Below are 18,416 nucleotides of genomic sequence, written 5' to 3'. Positions count from 1 at the left end.
CCGGCCCGGCGCGAGATGCCGTTCCGGATGCGGACAGCCAGGAGGCCGCCGCCCACGGGGCGACGGCCTCCTCTTGGCCCGAGATGTCGAGGGGTCAGTCCTCGCGGCGCTTCGAGCCGGGGCGGGCGGAGCCGCGTCCGCCCCGCTGCCCTCTGTCGAGGGCGCCGCGGGTCGCCGAGAGCCGGTAGTCGATCCGGTCGTCGACGAAGCTGCCCAGCTGCTCGTTCTCCGGGAGCGACCCGGTGACGTGCTCGGTCACGCGCTCGAGGCGGGCGCTGAGCTCGTGCGCCTCGACGACCGCCGAGTCCAGGCGCAGCGCCTTGACCAGCGCCACGCACATGAGCAGCAGGATCACGCTGAACGGCAGCGCCGTGGCCAGCGAACCCGCCTGCAGGGACTCCAGCCCGCCCGAGAGCAGCAGCGCGGCGGCGAGGAAGCCCGAGAGGGCGGCCCACAGGATGCGCGACCACATCGGCGGGTTCGGGTGACCGCCCGAGGCGAGCATGTCGACCACGAGGGACCCGGAGTCCGAGGAGGTGATGAAGAAGATCGCGACCAGCAGGATGCCCAGCACCGAGAGGATGCCGCTGAGCGGAAGGTCCTCGAGGATGCGGAACAGCGACTCCTCGGCCGTGATGTCGCCGAGGTCGCCTGCGCCGAACCACTGGCGGTACAGGCCGCTGCCGCCCCAGATCGAGAACCAGACCATGCCGACCACGGAGGGCACCAGCAGCACGCCGGCGATGAACTCGCGCACCGTGCGGCCGCGGGAGATGCGGGCGATGAACACGCCCACGAACGGCGCCCAGGCGATCCACCAGCCCCAGTAGAACAGGGTGGCGCCGGACCACCAGGTCTGCGCCTTCTCGGAGCGCTGGTAGGCGCCCACGTCGAGGGTCATGTGGAAGACGTTGGCGAAGTAGACGCCCAGGGACTCGACGAAGTTCTGGAGCAGGAAGACGGTGGGCCCGAACAGCAGCGCCACGATCATCAGCAGGCCGGCGAGCGAGAGGTTGATGTTCGAGAGCCACTTGATGCCCGCGCCGACGCCGCTGACCACGGACATCATGGCGAGCAGCGAGATGACGACGATCAGCGCCACGAGCAGCCAGTTGCTGACGTCGCCGATGAGGCCGATGGCCTGCATGCCGGCGGAGATCTGCTGGACGCCCAGGCCCAGCGAGGTGGCGATGCCGAAGACGGTGCCGAAGATCGCGAGGACGTCGATGACGTCGCCGACCCAGCCCTTGACGCGCTCGCCGAAGATCGGCTCGAGCGCCCACCGGATCGACACGGGGCGGCCGCGACGGTGCACGGCGTAGGCGAGGGCCAGGCCGATCACGGCGTAGCAGGCCCAGGGGTGCAGGCCCCAGTGCAGGAAGGTCTGCGCCATGGCCAGGCCGGAGAGCTCCACGCCCTCGCCGTCCCATCCGGGCTTCACATTGGTGGTGGTGTAGCCCAGGGGCTCGGCGACGCCGTAGAAGACCAGGCCGATGCCCATGCCCGCGGCGAACAGCATCGCGAACCACGAGAGGGTCGAGAACTCGGGTCGGTCCTCGTCCCGGCCCAGGCGGATCCGGCCGAAGCGGCTCAGCGCGATGATCGCCGAGAACGCCACGAAGAGGCCGATGATCAGCATGTAGTACCAGCCCAGGGTGGCCACGATCCAGTTCTGGACGCCCTGGAACACGGTGCTGGAGACGCCGGGGGCGATCACGGTGCCCACGGCGACCGCGAGGATCACGATCAGGGAGGGCCAGAAGACGGCGGGGGCGATGGTGCCGCGGCCGATGCGCGCGCCCTGCCGGCGCAGCTTCTGGGTGATCTCGTCGTCGCTGTCGCGCTCGTCGATCTGCAGGTGCTCGGGCAGGTGGACGGTGGTGGGGAGGTCCTCGGGCCAGGCTGCAGGACGGTCGTGCGAGGAGGTCGGGGTGTCGGGGGCCGCGGTGGCGGCTTCGGGCGGGATGGGCGAGCTCAAGCAGTTCCCTTCGACGAAGGCGGGCGGGTCGTGCATCGGACATCGGACGTCGTCGGCCGAACCTCCAGCGTCGGTCCTTCCCAGGCTTCTTTCAAGGGGCGAAGGGCCTGCCCGGTCTCGTGCACGGGAGCAGCGGAGGTGCATCGCTCCTGTTCGCGCGGGAGTTCGGTGCGGAGCGGCACGGCGACGGGGTTACGGACCTCATAGTCGGCTGCCGTGCCGTTCGGTCGCCGGCCGTGCCGACAACGGGGGCTCAGCGCTGCCCGTAGACGTTCTGGTAGCGCTCGAAGAGGGAGTCGACGAGCGCCTCGGGGACCTCCAGCGGCTCGCCGAGCTGGCGGGAGACGTGCACGGTGCGCGCGACCTCCTCGCACATGACGGCGGCCTTCACCGCGTCGCGGGCGTCGCGCCCGATGGTGAACGGGCCGTGGTTCCGCATGAGCACGGCGCGCGAGCGCGAGTCGCGCAGGGTCTCGACGATGCCCTGGCCGATCGAGTCGTCGCCGATCACGGCGAGCGGGCCCACGGGGATCGGCCCGCCGAACTCGTCGGCCATCATCGTGAGCACGCAGGGGATCTCCTCGCCGCGTGCCGCCCAGGCGGTCGCATAGGTCGAATGGGTATGCACCACCCCGCCCACCTCACCCATGTGGCGGTACACGTAGGCGTGGGCGGCGGTGTCGGAGGAGGGGGAGAGCGCCGCGGGCGTGCCGTCGGCGATCTTCTCCCCGTCGAGCGTGCACACGACCATGGTCTCGGGGGAGAGGTCGTCGTAGGAGACGCCGGAGGGCTTGATGACGAACAGCTCCGGGGCGTCCGGGGCATCGGCCGACGGCACGCCGGCCGACGGGCGGGGCACGCGCTCGGACACGTTCCCGGCGGTCCAGACGACCAGGCCGTTGCGCGGGAGCTCCGCGTGCAGCGCGGCGACGCGCTCGCGGGTCCGCGCGACCGCCTCCTGGACGGCCTCGGGGAGCTCGGTGAGGACGAGGGTCATGGGGCTCCTTCGACGTGCGGCCACATCGTCATGGCAACGTTCACATTACGGGTCCGGCGACGACCCGCGCAAGGCAGGACCGCGCGTCGCGCGCGAGCGGCGCGAAAGAGGCGCCCCTGCCGCCCTCAGTCGATCGACTCCCCGGCGAGGCGCTCCACGGGCAGCGCCGCGCGGTAGCCGCGCAGCCAGTCGGCGTAGCCCTGCGCGCCCTCGTCGGTCGGCTCGAGTGTCGTGACCTCCTGGGAGGCGAAGACCTCGTCGGCCAGGAAGCGGCGCAGCGCCTCCGTGGTCGCCCCGTCGGCTCGGTCCGGCGCCGCCTCCGTTCCACCCCGCGCCGCCCCGTCCGATGCGGCCCGGCTGGTCCTCCCCTCGGCGAGCTGCGCCGTGTGCGCGGCGAGCAGCGCCATGCCCCAGGCGCCGCCCTCGCCGGCCGACGCGCCGAGGGCGACCGGCGTGCGCAGGGCGTCGGCGAGGACCTGCTGGGCCACGCCCTTCGTGCGGAAGATGCCGCCGTGGGCGTACATGACGTCGAGCCCCACCTTCTCCTCCTCGAGGAGCACCTCCATGCCCACGGCCAGGGCGCCGAAGGCCCCGTGCAGCTGCGCGCGCATGAGGTTCTCGAGCGTGAAGCTCGCCTGCTGGGTGCGCACGAGCAGCGGCCGGCCGGAGTCGACGCCCGTCTGGTGCTCTCCCGAGAGGTAGTTGAAGGACAGCACGCCGCCCGCGTCCGCATCGCCCGCGGCGCCCGCCTCGAAGAGGCGTGCATACAGGTCCTCGGTGTCCACGTCCTGCCCGAGCAGCTGCGCGAACTGCGCGAACACGCCGAGCCACTGGTCGAGATCTCCCGTGCAGTTGTTCGTGTGGATCATCGCGACCGGATCGCCCGAGGGCGTCGTGACCATGTCGATCTCCTCGCGGGGCGTCGCGAGCGGACGCTCGAGCACGACCATCGCGAACGCGCTGGTCCCGGCGCTCACGTTGCCCGTGCGCGGTGCGATCGCCTGCGTCGCGACCATCCCCGTGCCGGCGTCCCCCTCGGGCGGGGCGGTGAGGGCGCCCGCCTCGAGGGCGCCCGACGGATCGAGCAGTCGCGCGCCCTCCTCGGTGAGCGTCCCGGCGTCCTGCCCGGCCACGAGCACCTCGGGGAGCAGGTCGGCGAGTTCCCAGGGGACGTCCGCGACGGCGTCGAGGCCGGTGAAGCGCCCGAGGAGCTCGCGGTCGTAGTCCGGTGCGCCGCCCGCGGAGGAGATCGGGAACATGCCGCTGGCGTCGCCCACGCCCAGCACGGAGCGTCCGGTGAGGCGGCGGTGGACGAGGCCGGAGAGCGTGGTGATCGCGGCGATGCTCCCCACGTGATCCTCGCCGCCGAGCACGGCGTGCAGGAGATGGGAGACGGACCAGCGCAGCGGGATGTTCTGGCCGAAAGTCTCCGAGAGCAGGGACGCGGCGTCGGAGGTATAGGTGTTGCGCCAGGTGCGGAACGGGGCGAGCAGCTCGCCGTCCGCGTCCAGGGCGATGTAGCCGTGCATCATCGCGGAGATGCCCAGGGACGCCAGGCGGGTGAGCGGCACGTCGTAGTGCGTGCGCACGGCGTCGGCGAGGTCCGCGAAGCACGTGGCGAGCCCCTCCCAGACCTCGTCCATCGGGTAGGTCCAGCTGTCGTCGGCGAGCGTGTTCTCCCAGGCGAAGGAGCCGGTCGCGAGCACGGCCCCCGCATCGTCGATGAGGGCCGCCTTGATCCGTGTCGAGCCCAGCTCGATCCCCAGGTGCGCGCGCCCCTGGGAGATGAGGTCGGCGGCATCGGGGCGGGGAGCGGTCACATCATCGTGGGTCATGGCCCTATTCGATCAGGCGCACCCGGGGTCGGCAACGTGCACATCGGACGCGGCGGAAGATTCCGACCTCCCAGGAGCGGCGGCGCGAGCGTCCGTCCGAGGGGTGGGTGCGCGGTTCAGAGGGGTCGAAGACTCGACTCCCGGACGACGAGCTCCGGCGCGAGCGCGGCCGAGGAGTCGGCCGAGAGGTCGGCCGTGCCGTTCTCTGCGCCTGCCCCGTCCTCGAGCCGCGCGAGCAGCCGGTGCATCGCCGCTCGGCCGAGCTGCGCGAAGGGCTGGGCGACGGAGGTGAGCGAGGGCGTGGAGTAGGTGGCGCCCTCGATGTCGTCGAAGCCCACGAGGGCGACGTCGCGGGGCACCTCGATGCCGCGCTCGCCCAGGGCGCGCAGAATCCCGATCGCCATCAGGTCGTTCGCGGCGAAGATCGCGTCGGGGAGCGCTCGTGCGGCGAGCTTCGTGCCGATCCGGTAGCCCGATCGCGCGGACCAGTCGCCGGGATCCGTGAACTCGCCGTCGGCCCCGACCTCCGCGAGCGTCTCCTCGGTGCCGCGGCGCCGGGCGCGCGCATCGAACCAGTCGACGGGGCCGGGGACGTGCACGATCCGCCGCATGCCCTGGTCGGCCAGGTGCGTGATGACCGCGCGGGCACCGCTCGCCTGGTCCACGCCGACGACCTCGACGCCCGTCGCGTCCAGGGGCCCGGAGGACACCGAGAGCACGGGTGTGGTGCGGGCCGCGACCTCGGCCACGGGCGTCATGCCGTCGTGCCCGGCGACCACGATGATCCCGTCGACCCCGGACCCGACGAGGTCCGAGGCGACCTGCGCATGCGGCTCACCCGGGGCGACGGTGGTGAGAAGGGTCGAGTAGCCGGCCTCGCGCGCGGCCCGCTCGATCGCCGCGGTCGTCTCCGCGGGGCCGAACAGCGACGAGCCGTCCGACAGCACGCCGACGAGGGCCGAGCGGGTGGTCTTCAGCGCCCGGGCCGCACGATTGCGCGCGTACCCGAGCGCCACGATCGCCTCGAGCACGCGGTCGCGGGTCTCCGGGCGCACGATCGCGGGCTCGTTGAGCACCCGGGAGACCGTCTGGTACGAGACCCCGGCGCGCGCCGCGACATCGAGCATCGAGGGTCGGCGCGAGGTCGTCGGCATGGGAGCTCCGTGGATGTCGGCGGGAGAGGGTCGCTGGAGGGGAGTGCAGGGTGTTTCGAAGGATACGGCGACACGGCGGTGGCCATCTGGGTCGCCCATCCGTCGCCCACACCGATGTGAACGTTGCGATTCCGTGACCTCGCGGGCCACGTAAATGCTTGCGCCCGGAGAGGATGTGAACGTTATCATCCATGGTGCTCCACGCCACAGCGCATGGATCCGATGCCGCCGGCACCGCTGCCGGCCCATCCGCCCGCCGCCCCTGTCCCCGACGCCCGCGCAGCGTGCGCGGGTCGCCGACGCGGGCACCGTTTCGAAGAGGAGACACCATGACCAGCAGCCTTCCCGTTCCCAGCAGGCGCACCTTCCTCGCCGGCGCCGGCTCCCTCGGCGCGATCGCCGCCCTCGCGGCCTGCTCCGGCGGCGGCGCCGGATCCTCCGGCCCCGACACCGAGGCCGACCCCAAGGACCAGACCATCGGCGTGGCCATGCCCACCCAGACCTACGAGCGCTGGGTCCAGGACGGCGCGAACATCAAGAAGTCCCTCGAGAAGGAGGGCTACAAGGTCACCCTCCAGTACGCCGACGACGACATCCCCACTCAGTCCCAGCAGATCGACCAGATGGTCACCCAGGGCGTCGCCGCCCTGATCATCGCCTCGATCGACGGCTCGGCCCTGACCAGCCAGCTCGACGCCGCGAAGGCCGCCGGGATCCCCGTGATCTCCTACGACCGCCTGCTGACCAACAGCGAGAACGTCGACTTCTACGTCACCTTCGACAACTACAAGGTGGGCGTCACCCAGGCGAACTCCCTGCTCTTCGGGCTCGGTCCGCTCGACGAGAAGTTCAAGAAGGCCTCCGACGCCCCGAGGGGCCCGCTGAACATCGAGCTGTTCGCCGGCTCGCTCGACGACAACAACGCCCACCTGTTCTGGAAGGGCGCGATCGACACCCTGCAGCCGTACATGGACGACGGCGTGCTCGAGGTGCCCTCCAAGCAGACCGACATCGACCAGTGCGCCATCCAGCGCTGGGAGCAGGAGACCGCGCAGAAGCGCATGGAGAACCTGCTGACCACGCACTACAAGGGCGACAAGAAGCTCGACGGCGTCCTCGCCCCGGCGGACCCGCTCTCGCGCGGCATCATCAACGCCCTGCAGAACGACGGCCGCGGCGACACCATCAAGGACGGCCTGCCGATCATCACCGGCCAGGACGCCGAGATCGCCTCGATCAAGCTGATCGCCGACGGCGTGCAGTTCTCGACGATCTTCAAGGACACCCGCAAGCTCGCCGACCAGGCCGTTGTCGCCGCGAAGGCGTACCTCGAGGGCAAGGAGCCGGAGGCGAACGACACCAAGACCTACGACAACGGCTCGAAGGTCGTCCCCTCCTACCTGCTGCCGGTCGAGATGGTGCTCGAGTCCAACTACGAGAAGATCCTCGTCGACTCCGGCTACTACACGGAGGAGCAGGTCGAGAAGGGCCAGGCCTGAGCGTGCTCGGGACGAATCGGCGTCGGCCGCGGGACCAGCGGTCCCTCACTGCGGCCGACGCCCCCACCCATGCCCGCGCGGTCGACCCGCTCGCCGCGCGCGCCCGTGCCGGATGCACCTGCGCCCGCGACGCAAGCGCCCGCGCCCGCGGCGCACGCACCTGCGCCCCAGCCCGAAGGAGGGCCCGATGAACGACAGCATCCTCGACATGCGCTCCATCACCAAGCGCTTCCCCGGCGTCACAGCCCTGAAGGACGTCTCCCTGAGCGTGCGCGAGGGCGAGATCCACGGTATCTGCGGGGAGAACGGCGCCGGGAAGTCCACGCTCATGAAGGTGCTCTCGGGCGTCGAGCCCGCCGGCACCTACGACGGGGAGATCCACTTCCGCGGCCGCCCCATGAGCTTCCACTCGATCAACGACTCCGAGGCCGAGGGGATCGTGATCATCCACCAGGAGCTCGCCCTGGTGCCGCACCTGACAATCGCTGAGAACATCTTCCTGGGCAACGAGCGCTCCCGCGGGGGCGTCATCAGCTGGGGCGAGACGAACGCGGAGGCGCTCAGGCTGCTGCGCCGCGTGGGCCTCGACGAGAACCCGGTGACACCTGTCGGACAGCTCGGCGTCGGCAAGCAGCAGCTCGTCGAGATCGCCAAGGCGCTCTCGAAGAACGTGAGCCTGCTGATCCTCGACGAGCCCACCGCCGCGCTCAACGACGACGACTCCGAGCACCTGCTCGGCCTCATCCGCGGTCTGCGCGACGAGCAGGGCGTCACCTCGATCATCATCTCCCACAAGCTCGGGGAGATCGCCGAGATCGCCGACACCACCACCGTCATCCGCGACGGCTCGACCATCGAGACCATCGACATGCACGGCGGCGGAGCGACGGGCCGCGCCCTCATCCCTCGCATCATCAAGGGGATGGTCGGGCGGGACATGGACAGCATGTTCCCCGAGCGCAGCGTCGAGATCGGCGAGGAGGTGCTGCGCATCGAGGACTGGCACGTCACCCACCCGACCCAGCCCGACCGCACCCTCGTCGACGGCGTCTCGCTCACCGCGCGCGCCGGAGAGGTCGTCGGCATCGCCGGCCTCATGGGCGCCGGCCGCACCGAGCTCGCGATGAGCGTGTTCGGCCGCTCCTACGGGCGCGAGATCAGCGGGAAGGTGTTCATGCACGGGCGTCCCGCGAACGTGCGCGGCGTGGCCGACGCGATCGGCAGCGGCATCGCGTACGTCAGCGAGGACCGCAAGCGCTACGGGCTGAACCTCATCCAGGACGTGCGGCGCAACATCAGTGCCGCGGCGCTGGGCAAGGTCTCCCGCACGGGCTGGATCGACGGCAATCAGGAGATCTCCGTCGCCGAGCGCTACCGGAAGTCGCTGAACATCAAGACGCCGACGGTGCTCTCGCGCGTCGGCCAGCTCTCCGGCGGCAACCAGCAGAAGGTCGCGCTCAGCAAGTGGCTGTTCACCGAGCCCGACGTGCTGATCCTTGACGAGCCCACCCGCGGCGTCGACGTCGGCGCGAAGTACGAGATCTACACGCTGATCAACGAGCTCGCCGAGCAGGGGAAGGCGATCGTCGTGATCTCCTCCGAGCTGCCCGAGGTGATGGGGCTCGCCGATCGCATCTACACACTGTCCGCCGGTCGCATCACCGGAGAGGTGAGCGCCGCGGACGCCACGCAGGAGCACCTGATGGAGCTCATGACCATGGAGAGGGAGTGAGGGACCACCGATGGCCGGAACCTCCGATATCAAGGACCTGCTCACCAGGAACGTCCGCCAGAGCGGCATCTACATCGCGTTCGTGTTCATCGTGCTGCTGTTCACGGTGCTCACCCGCGGCGCGCTGCTGAGCCCGGGCAACCTCACGAACCTGATCCTGCAGTACTCCTACATCCTGATCCTCGCGATCGGGATGGTGCTCATCATCGTCGCCGGGCACATCGACCTCTCGGTCGGCTCGGTCGTCGCGTTCACCGGCTCGGTCGCCGCCGTGGTCGTCATCCAGCACGGGCTCCCGTGGTGGCTGGGGATCCTCGCGGCCCTGGGCGTCGGCATCCTGGTGGGGCTGTGGCAGGGATTCTGGGTCGCGATCGTCGGGATCCCGGCGTTCATCGTGACCCTCGCGGGCATGCTCATATTCCGCGGAATGACCATGCAGACCCTGGGCAACGTGTCCCTCTCGCCGTTCCCCGAGGCCTACCAGAAGATCGCCGGCGGCTTCCTCAACGGCCTCTTCGGCGGGCCCGGGTACGACGTGTTCACGCTGGTCGTCGCGGCCGCCGTGGTGATCGTGTTCGCGCTCCAGCAGTGGCGGGCGCGCCTCGCGAAGCTGCGCTACGACCAGAGCGTCGAGGCGCTGTGGATCTTCGCGGTCAAGGTCGCGGTCGTCGCCGTCATCGTGATGGCCTTCGCCTGGCAGATCGCCAACGCCCGAGGCCTCCCCGTGGTGCTGATCCTGCTCGCCGCGCTGATCCTCATCTACTCGTTCGTCAGCCAGCAGACCGTCTTCGGCCGGCACGTCTACGCCATGGGCGGGAACCTGCAGGCCGCACGCCTCTCCGGTGTGAAGACGCGCCTGGTGAACATGATGCTGTTCGTGAACATGGGCCTGCTCTCCGCGATCGCCGGCATCGTCTACTCGGCCCGCTCGAACTCGGCGCAGCCGGGGGCGGGCAACATGTTCGAGCTCGACGCGATCGCGGCCGCGTTCATCGGCGGAGCCGCCGTCAGCGGCGGTGTGGGCAAGGTGCAGGGCGCGATCATCGGCGGCCTGATCATGGCGGTCATGTCCAACGGCATGCAGATCATGGGCATCGGCCAGTCCACCCAGTCGATCGTGCGCGGCGTGGTGCTGATCCTCGCCGTCGCCTTCGACGTCTACAACAAGAAGCGCGCCGGCGCCGAGGGGTGAGGGCGCCGCCCTTCGCTGCCGACGCCCGTCGCTGCCGCCGTCGGCCGTCGTCGGCCGCCCGTGGAGCGTGAGAAGTACGAAACCGTTGCCAAGAGTGCTCATGGCAACGGTTTCGTACTTCTCACGCCCATGCGGCCGCGTGGTCGGCCTGCGCCGGGGGTCCTCTGGGTGATCGGGCCGGATCCTTGCTCGTCGAGGAGCTCCTGGGTGGCACGGCACATCACACCTCCTCGATGCCCTCAGCCGAGCACGTCGGAGCGACCCGCTGGGCAAAGATATGAGGATGGCGAACCACCGAAGCGCTGGGTGGTTCGCCATCCTCAAATATTCGTGCCCGTGTGCCCGTGTGCCGTGCACCCGTGTGTCTGTGTGGGCACCGAGGAGCCTCAGCCCGCCGCCCCGGAGCCGCCCGCTAACCCTTCAGTCCGGTCCCCGCGACGCCCTCGACGATCCGGCGCTGGAAGACGAGGTAGAGCAGTACCAGGGGGAGGGCGGCGAGGATCGCGCCGGCCTGGATGTCGGCGTACCGCTGCCCGAAGCTGCCCTGCACCGTCGCGAGTCCGACGGGGATGGTCATGAGGTTCGGGTTGGTGAGGACGAACAGCGGCAGCAGCAGGTTGTTCCACACGCCTACGAAGGTGAGGATCGCGACCGCGGAGATCACAGGGCGCGAGAGGGGCATGATGATCGACCAGAAGATCTTCCACAGCCCGGCGCCGTCGATGCGCGCGGCCTCCTCGAGCTCGCGGGGGATGCCGTCGAAGAACTGCTTGAAGATGAACACCGAGATCACCGCTGGAACCTGCGGGAAGATCACGGCCCAGTAGGTGTTCAGCAGGTTCGCGGCGCCCAGCATCTCGAAGATCGGCACGATGAGCACCTGGCTGGGGATCATGATGCCGAGCAGGATCATCAGCATCACGGTGGAGCGCCCGCGGAAGCGCAGCCGCGAGAGGGCGAACGCGGCCATGGCGGAGAAGAGGACCGTCAGCACCGTCGTGATGATCCCGGTGATCGCGCTGGCGATGTACCAGTTCCAGATGTCTCCGGCTTGGAACAGCGTCGCGTAGGAATGGAGCGTCGGATACCAGTTCGAGAGGATCTCACCCGCGCCGAGTGCCGCCGTCCCGTTCTCCGACAGCGAGGTCTTCAAGGCGAACAGGCTCGGCGCCAGCCACATCAGGGCGAAGAGCGTGAGCACGATCCAGGTGACGATCGTGAAGGTGCGGCCGCTGATGCCTGCGCCGGCGCCTGTCGGTCGGGCCGGGGGAGCGGCGGCGCTGATCCCGTTCCGTACGCGGGACGCGCGGCGAGGGCTCGTGGTGGTGGCGCTCATGGCTCAGGCCTCCTGATCGCGACGGGCCGCCGCGCGCTCGACGAGCTCACGGATCACGGCGATGACGATGATGATGACGAACAGCAGGACCGAGGCGGCCGACGCGGCGCCGATGCGGTTGTCGGTGAAGGCCGTGCCGGTGACGAGCCCCAGGGTGACCTGGGTGGAGATGCCGGGTCCGCCGCCCGTCATCAGGTAGACCTGGTCGAAGACCTTCAGGCTCGCGATGATCTGCAGCAGGATCACAAGGGTGGTGGTGCGGCGGAGCAGCGGAAGAGTCACATGGCGAATCTGCTGCCACGTCGTCGCTCCATCCACCGCAGCGGCCTCGTACAGCTCGCGCGGGATGTCCTGGAGACCGGCCATGTACAGGATGAAGTTGAAGCCGATCGTCCACCACACGGTCGCGATCGCCACACCGATCATGGCCGTGCGCGGGCTCGCCAGGATCCCGGCACCCGGATCGATCCCCAGCAGCGACTGGATGCTCGCGAAGAGCCCGGTCTCCGGCGTGAAGATGAACATCCAGACCATGGAGATCGTCGCCGAGGGAAGGATGAACGGCAGGAAGAACGCCAGGCGGAAGAACCACTGGCCCCGTCGGAGACGATTGGTGAGGACCGCGAAGACGAACGCGAGGATCACCAGCGGCGGCACGGTGTACAGGGTGAACTGCAGGGTGTGCCACAGCGATGACCAGAAGTCCGCACGGGAGAACATCTCGGCGTAGTTGTCGAGACCTGCGAAATCGCCGAGGCCCTTGTGCACCAGCGAGGTGTTGAAGAAGCTCGCGACGAACATCCAGATGGTCGGCCCGAGCAGGAATGCCAGATAGAACAGCCCGAACGGTGCGAGGAAGAGCCACGCACCCCCGGAGTGTCTGTCGGATGCGCTGCCGGACGAGCGACGCGAGCGAGCAGGCGCGGCGTCCGTCGTGGCGGACGACCCCGGGGCAGTGCGGCCGGGGCTGTCGATGGAAGCTGTGCTCATCTGTGGTGATCCCTTCGGCTCACAGCGGGCTGGGGGTGTCGAGGTAGACCTGGAGCTGGCCTCGGATGGCGTCGAGCCCCTGCTTCGGGGAGATGGCTCCCAGTTGGATCTGGGCGAGCTGCGCTCCGACCGTCTCCTCGAACGTCGAGCCCGAGCCGCCGTACCAGGCGGGATCGTCGTACACGGCGTACTCGGCGGCAGGGGCGTAGTCGGACTGAGGCCTGAGCTTCTTGTACTCGGCGCTCTCGAACGTGGGCACGTAGGCCGGGACGTGGCCGCCCTGTGCCCAGGTCATCGACTCCTCGAGCATGGTCTTGATGAAGGTCATGGCCTGCTTGCGCTGCTCCGGGGTGCGCTCCTTCCGAGGGAGCACGAAGCAGTGAGAATCGGCGTGCGCAGCCTTGCGGTCGAAGAGCCGAGGAATCGGCGCCATGCCGAACTTCAGCCCTTCGACGTCCTGCGCGGTACTGATCTCCCACTCGCCCTGCAGATAGATGCCGACCTTGCCGGTGTACATCGAGGTCTGGGAGCCCGGGTAGTCGATGCCGCGCGTGAGCCACCCCTTGTCGACCCACTTCTGGATCCGGGAGGTGATGTCCTCGAAGATCGCCTCGTCCACGGTGATCGAAGCCCCACCGTCGGACAGGAACGGCGTCGCGTCCTCGTACTGGTTGTAGAGGGACCAGAACAGGCGCCAGGGCGTGGCCGTCTCGCTCACGTTCGCAACCGCCAGGGCGGCCCCGCCGGTGACGCCGCTGATCTCCTCGAGAGCAGACTCGAACGTGTCGACGCCGGTCAGGTCGGTGATCGTCCCGTCCTTCTCGAGAAGATCCGCCTTCTGCAGGACTTCCTGATTGAAGAACATGACGAAGGGGTGCGTATCCAGGGGGATCGCGATCGCCCTGCCGTCCGTGACCTGAGCCTTCCAGGCCTTCTCGTTGAAGTCCTCGGCGCTTAGTCCGACGCTCGCCAGGTCTTCGGTGGTGACCGGTTCCAGGATCCCGCCATCGAACAGGGGTTTCGCTCGGGTCAGGTGAGCGGCGGCGACGTCGGGCGGCTGGTTGCCCTCGGTCGCGAGCGTGACCTTCGAGTAGTAGGGGTTGCCCCAGGAGAACGTCGTGGCCTGGAGCGATGACGGTCCGCCGTGCGCCTTCTCGTAGACCTTCTCCATGTCCTGCATGCGCCCGCCGTCGCCGCCCGCGAACAGGTTCCAGTACACCAGCGTCGAGGGGTCCAGTTGGCTGCCGAAGAATCCTGACGCGACCGGAGAGGAGCAGGCTGAGAGCGGCCCGGCGAGCGTAAGCGCACCACCGACTCCGAGGAGCGCCCGGCGGCTCACGGACTTCGTGCGCGTCCGGGATGCACCGGTGGGGTGCTTCGGAGATGTGCGTGGGCGCATGGGCATCACTCCGTCGTGGTACGGGATCGCGCCGAGAACGTGATCCAGAGCATCTTTGCAACGTTGAGAATACACGCGCTGCGACCAGGTGCAAGGCACCTGTGCCATGCAGGCGGAGATGCGCGGCCGTCGCGAGGCCGACCGCCCCCTCAGCCCTCCGGCGTGCTCCCGCGGACCACGAGCTCGTGCGGCGCGGTGATCGTGCGCGGAGCCCCCTCGTAGCCGTTGATCCGCTCGATGAGCATGTCGAGAGCGGCCTTGACCAGGAACTGCTTGTCCGGGCGGATGGTCGTGAGCGGAGGATGGGCGAAGAGCGCCTCGGGACTGTCGTCGTAGCCGACCACCGCGACGTCGCCCGGGACGGTGCGGCCGCGGTCGCGCAGGCCGGCGAGCGCGCCGAGGGCGATCTCGTCGTTGCCGCACACCAGGCCGTCGAGGTGCGGATGCGCGTCCAGCAGGCGGTGCGCGGCCTCGCGCCCGTCGGCCCGATGCCAGTCCGCGACCTCCTCGATCGGCGCCCGCGCGGGGTCGAGGTCGTGGCGCCACAGGGCCTGGCGGAAGCCCTCGATGCGCAGGCCCGAGGAGCTGTGGGGCGCGGGGTCCGTGGTCTCCATGGCGCCCACGAAGGCGAGCCGGCGCCGGCCCCGCTCGAGCAGGTGGGCGGTGGCGTCGGCGGTCGCTCGCGTGTTGTCGATCCGGACGTAGTCGGAGCCGGGCGGCAGGTGCGCGTCGGAGAGGTGCTCGCCGATGAACACGGTGGGCTGGTCCACGTGCTCCATCTGCGCGAGGTAGTCCTCGCCCACCTGCATGGGGTTGAAGATGACGCCGTCGCCCAGCCGCCGCCGGAAGCCGCGCAGCACCTCGATCTCCTCGTCGCGACCCGCGGAGGTGGTGTGCAGGACGACGGTGCGGCCCCGGCCCTGCGCCTCGTCGATGAAGGTCTGCGCGAGGTTCGAGAAGTAGCTGAAGTTCAGCGAGGGGACCGCGAGGGTGACGATGCCGCTCGCGCCGGTGCGCAGCTGCTGGGCGGCGAGCTGGGGCCGGTAGCCCGTCGCCGCGATCGCCTCCTGCACGCGGGTGCGGGTGGACTCCCGCACGTGCGGGTAGTCGTGGACGACGTTGGACACCGTCTTGATGGAGACGTCCGCGATCTCGGCGACGTCGCGCAGCGTGGGCGGTCGGCGCCGTGCGCGGCGGGTGGACGGTGGCATGCGGCTGATTGTGCCACCGCGGGGTGCCGCGGGAAGCCGCTTGCCTGGGGCGGTCGCAGGGTCACCGAGACATCGCGCCCCCACGAGGCAGCGGCGGCGGGGAACTTCTTGACGGCCGACGGGGGCCGTGGTGAGATCGTCTGCAACGTTGTAGACGATGAAAGGCCCCGCCGCGATGACCCGCACCGTCACCCTCGCCCTGCACCCCGCCTTCCGGGTCGCGCCCGTGCGCCCGCGCACCTTCGGGGCCTTCGTCGAGCACCTGGGCCGCTGCGTCTACGGCGGCATCTTCGAGCCCGACCACCCCGCGGCCGACGAGGCGGGCTTCCGCACCGACGTCCTCGACCTCACGCGCGAGCTGGGCGTCACCAGCGTCCGCTACCCGGGCGGCAACTTCGTCTCCGGGTACCGGTGGGAGGACGGCGTCGGCCCCGTCGAGGAGAGGCCCGCGCGCCACGACCTCGCGTGGCACTCGACGGAGCCGAACACCGTCGGCCTCGACGAGTTCATGGCCTGGGCCGAGCGCGCCGGCGTCGAGCCGATGTACGCGGTGAACCTGGGCACCCGCGGCGTCCCCGAGGCGCTCGACGTGCTGCAATACGCCAATGCGCCGCAGGGCATCGCGCTCTCCGACGCGCGCGCGGCCCACGGCCACCCCGAGCCCTACGGGATCCGCATGTGGTGCCTGGGCAACGAGATGGACGGCCCCTGGCAGACCGGCCACAAGACCGCCCAGGAGTACGCCCGCACCGCCGCCGAGACCGCGCGCGCCATGCGCCAGGAGGACCCGGGGCTCGAGCTCGTCGTCTGCGGGTCCTCGAGCTCGCAGATGCCCACCTTCGGCGCCTGGGAGGCGACTGTCCTCGCCGAGGCCTACGACCTCGTGGACATGGTCTCCGCCCACGCCTACTACGCCGAGAAGGACGGCGACCAGGCCTCCTTCCTCGCTTCGGCCGACGACATGGACCACTTCATCGACGCCGTCGTCGCGACTGCCGACCACGTGCGCGCCGAGCTCAAGGCCGAGAAGCGCATCATGGTCAGCTTCGACGAGTGGAACGTCTGGTACCAGCACCGCGCCGAGTCCCGCCCGCCCGAGGGCGACGACTGGCCCGTCGCGCCCGTGCTGCTCGAGGACACCTACAACGCGATGGACGCCGTGGTCGTGGGCAGCCTGCTGATCTCCCTGCTGCGCCACAGCGACCGCGTCGCCTCGGCCTCCCTCGCACAGCTCGTCAACGTGATCGCCCCGATCATGACCGCGCCCGGCGGGGCGGCCTGGCGCCAGACCACCTTCCATCCCTTCGCGCTCACCGCCCGCCACGCCGCCGGCGAGGTGCTCGACGTGCGCATCGAGGCCCCGACCTTCGCCAACGAGCGCTTCGGCACCTCGAGCGCGGCCGACGCCGTCGCCACCTGGGACGAGAGGGCCGGGGACCTGACCCTGTTCGTCGTGAACCGCGATCCCGAGCGCGAGCTCGACCTCGCCGTGGACCTCGCGGACTTCGGCGGCCTCTCCCTCGTCGAGGCGCTCACCCTCCACCACGAGGACCCCTACGCCGCGAACACCCAGGACGCACCGGACACGGTGACGCCGCAGGCCAACGACTCGATCCGGGTCGAGGGCGGCCGGCTGTCCGGCGCGCTGCCCGCGATCTCCTGGAGCCTCGTGCGGCTGCACCGGGACTGACCGGTCGGCGCCCTCAGCCCTCGTCGGCGAACCGACTGCAGGCGGGGCAGCGGGTGAGCAGGTCGTGCCGGCAGGTGCGCACGTGCTCGAGGAAGGACTCCGCGTCCGCGAGGCGCTCGCGCTGGGCGCGGATGCGCGAGAGGCGCTCCTCGATCACCTGCGCGCGCCCCGCCTCGTCGCGGTGCAGCACGAGGCGGATCTCCGCGAGCGAGAGCCCCACCTCCTGGCATGCGCGCAGCACGCGCAGGCGTCGCACCTGCTCCTCGTCGTACTCGCGGTGGCCCGAGGCCGTGCGCGAGGGCGAGACCACGCCCATGTCGTCCCAGTGCCGCAGCACGTGGGCCGGCACCCCGATCAGCCGCGCGGCGTCCCCGATCCTCATCGGGCCATCCTGGCATTGACCTCAGGTCGACCTGAAGCCCTAGCGTCCCGGGCATGGAGACGAAGACGCACCCCCTGGCGCTGCCCGCGCCCGCCATGGTCGATCTCGACGGCATCCGCACGGCCACCTGGCTCCTCGAGTCGGCGGTGGGCGGGCCGACGGGGCGGACGTCGGTGCGGCCGACGGGCCGGGACGTCGTGCTGTGCCATGGAACTCCCTGGTCGGCGCGGGTCTGGGCCCATGTCGCGGCGACCCTGGCCGCGGATCGCCGGGTGCTCCTGTGGGACATGCCGGGGTACGGCCGCTCCGAGATGGGGCCGCAGGTCCCGGTGGACCTCGCGACGCAGATGGGCCGGCTTCCCCGCCTGCTCGACGTGCTCGGGATCGAGCGCCCGCACGTGGTCGCCCACGACATCGGCGGCGCAGTGGCGCTGGGCGCCCACCTCCTGCACGGCCAGGACCTCGCCTCGCTGATGCTCTGGGACCCGGTGGTGCTCGAGCCCTGGGGATCGCCGTTCTTCCGGCTGGTCGCGGAGAACGCCGACGTCTTCGCCGCGCTGCCGCCGCAGCTGCACCGTGCGCTCGTGCGCGAGTACATCTCCGGCGCGGCGGGCGCCCCGCTCGACGCCCGGGTGCTCGAGCAGCTGGTGGACCCTTGGACGACGCCCGAGGGGAGGTCCGGCTTCTACCGCCAGATCGCGGCGCTCACGCCGGCCCACACCCGACCGATCGCGCGCAGCCTGGGCTCGGTGCGCTGCCCGGTCGCGATCGGCTGGGGCGAGGAGGACCCCTGGATCCCCGTCGAGCAGGCGGCCAGGCTGTCGGCGGCGCTGCCCGGGAGGCCGACGCCCCGCCTCCTGCCGGGCGTCGGGCACCTGGCGCCCCTCGAAGCATCGCGCGCCGTCGGGGACACGGTGCGGCAGTGGCTCGCGCGGCTCGAGTCCTCCGCGGGCCCCGACGTCTGTGTTCAACCGAGGGGTTGATCACGGGCGCCGACCGGCGTACCGTCGTCCTCAACCCA

At 70.3% G+C, this 18,416-nt stretch carries 13 protein-coding genes and 1 pseudogene; 5 read left to right on the top strand and 9 right to left on the bottom strand.

Annotation, left to right across the window (positions count from 1 at the left end; translation table 11 throughout):
• Nucleotides 1–94: 94 nt before the first annotated feature.
• The 4 genes from MHY49_RS08690 to MHY49_RS08675 form a co-directional block, all read right to left on the bottom strand.
• Nucleotides 95–2,014 carry a BCCT family transporter gene (locus tag MHY49_RS08690; protein WP_370646066.1) on the bottom strand — a complete coding sequence of 640 codons (1,920 nt, stop codon included), beginning with the start codon at nt 2,012–2,014 and terminating at the stop codon, nt 95–97.
• Between the two features lie 217 nt (nt 2,015–2,231).
• Nucleotides 2,232–2,975, bottom strand: a complete 744-nt coding sequence (locus MHY49_RS08685) for an L-ribulose-5-phosphate 4-epimerase (protein WP_239203613.1) — start codon at nt 2,973–2,975, stop codon at nt 2,232–2,234.
• Nucleotides 2,976–3,100: 125 nt separating this feature from the next.
• A complete protein-coding gene (locus tag MHY49_RS08680) occupies nt 3,101–4,810 on the bottom strand; it encodes an FGGY-family carbohydrate kinase (RefSeq protein WP_239203612.1) in 1,710 nt (569 codons plus the stop codon).
• A 116-nt stretch (nt 4,811–4,926) separates the two neighbouring features.
• On the bottom strand, nt 4,927–5,964 hold the full coding sequence (locus tag MHY49_RS08675; RefSeq protein ID WP_239203611.1) for a LacI family DNA-binding transcriptional regulator: 1,038 nt from the start codon (nt 5,962–5,964) through the stop codon (nt 4,927–4,929).
• Nucleotides 5,965–6,293: 329 nt separating this feature from the next.
• On the opposite strand from MHY49_RS08675, the gene chvE reads away from it, so the two are divergent.
• The 3 genes from chvE (at nt 6,294) to mmsB (ending at nt 10,387) form a co-directional block, all read left to right on the top strand.
• Nucleotides 6,294–7,463, top strand: coding sequence for a multiple monosaccharide ABC transporter substrate-binding protein (gene chvE / locus MHY49_RS08670; protein WP_239203610.1), 1,170 nt, complete (start codon nt 6,294–6,296; stop codon nt 7,461–7,463).
• A gap of 187 nt (nt 7,464–7,650) precedes the next feature.
• Nucleotides 7,651–9,195, top strand: a complete 1,545-nt coding sequence (mmsA, locus tag MHY49_RS08665; protein WP_239203609.1) for a multiple monosaccharide ABC transporter ATP-binding protein — start codon at nt 7,651–7,653, stop codon at nt 9,193–9,195.
• 10 nt (nt 9,196–9,205) lie between these two features.
• Nucleotides 9,206–10,387, top strand: a complete 1,182-nt coding sequence (gene mmsB / locus MHY49_RS08660) for a multiple monosaccharide ABC transporter permease (RefSeq protein ID WP_152354119.1) — start codon at nt 9,206–9,208, stop codon at nt 10,385–10,387.
• A gap of 412 nt (nt 10,388–10,799) precedes the next feature.
• On the opposite strand, the gene MHY49_RS08655 is transcribed toward mmsB, so the two are convergent.
• The 4 genes from MHY49_RS08655 to MHY49_RS08640 form a co-directional block, all read right to left on the bottom strand.
• Nucleotides 10,800–11,723 (bottom strand): carbohydrate ABC transporter permease, encoded by a 924-nt coding sequence (locus MHY49_RS08655; RefSeq protein WP_239203608.1) that lies wholly within the window; start codon nt 11,721–11,723, stop codon nt 10,800–10,802.
• Nucleotides 11,724–11,726: 3 nt separating this feature from the next.
• Nucleotides 11,727–12,713 (bottom strand): carbohydrate ABC transporter permease, encoded by a 987-nt coding sequence (locus MHY49_RS08650; protein WP_239203607.1) that lies wholly within the window; start codon nt 12,711–12,713, stop codon nt 11,727–11,729.
• 19 nt (nt 12,714–12,732) lie between these two features.
• On the bottom strand, nt 12,733–13,932 hold the full coding sequence (locus tag MHY49_RS08645; protein WP_239203606.1) for an extracellular solute-binding protein: 1,200 nt from the start codon (nt 13,930–13,932) through the stop codon (nt 12,733–12,735).
• 329 nt (nt 13,933–14,261) lie between these two features.
• Nucleotides 14,262–15,323: a LacI family DNA-binding transcriptional regulator gene (locus tag MHY49_RS08640; RefSeq protein ID WP_200503530.1), complete on the bottom strand. Its 1,062-nt coding sequence runs from the start codon at nt 15,321–15,323 to the stop codon at nt 14,262–14,264.
• A 157-nt stretch (nt 15,324–15,480) separates the two neighbouring features.
• On the opposite strand from MHY49_RS08640, the pseudogene MHY49_RS08635 reads away from it, so the two are divergent.
• Nucleotides 15,481–16,923 (top strand): annotated as a pseudogene (locus MHY49_RS08635) (alpha-N-arabinofuranosidase); the annotation flags it as partial.
• Between the two features lie 103 nt (nt 16,924–17,026).
• Here the strand turns inward: MHY49_RS08635 and MHY49_RS08630 are convergent.
• Nucleotides 17,027–17,395, bottom strand: a complete 369-nt coding sequence (locus MHY49_RS08630) for a MerR family transcriptional regulator (RefSeq protein WP_228357021.1) — start codon at nt 17,393–17,395, stop codon at nt 17,027–17,029.
• A gap of 53 nt (nt 17,396–17,448) precedes the next feature.
• Between MHY49_RS08630 and MHY49_RS08625 the strand changes: the two genes are divergently transcribed.
• Entirely contained in the window at nt 17,449–18,378 is a 930-nt protein-coding gene (locus tag MHY49_RS08625; protein ID WP_239203604.1) for an alpha/beta fold hydrolase, read from the top strand.
• Nucleotides 18,379–18,416 lie beyond the last annotated feature (38 nt).

The organism is Brachybacterium sp. ACRRE (assembly GCF_022346485.1).
Taxonomy (GTDB): Bacteria; Actinomycetota; Actinomycetes; order Actinomycetales; family Dermabacteraceae; genus Brachybacterium; species Brachybacterium halotolerans.
The sequence above is the reverse complement of the archived record's forward strand: the minus strand, read 5'-3'. Positions and strand labels throughout refer to the sequence as shown.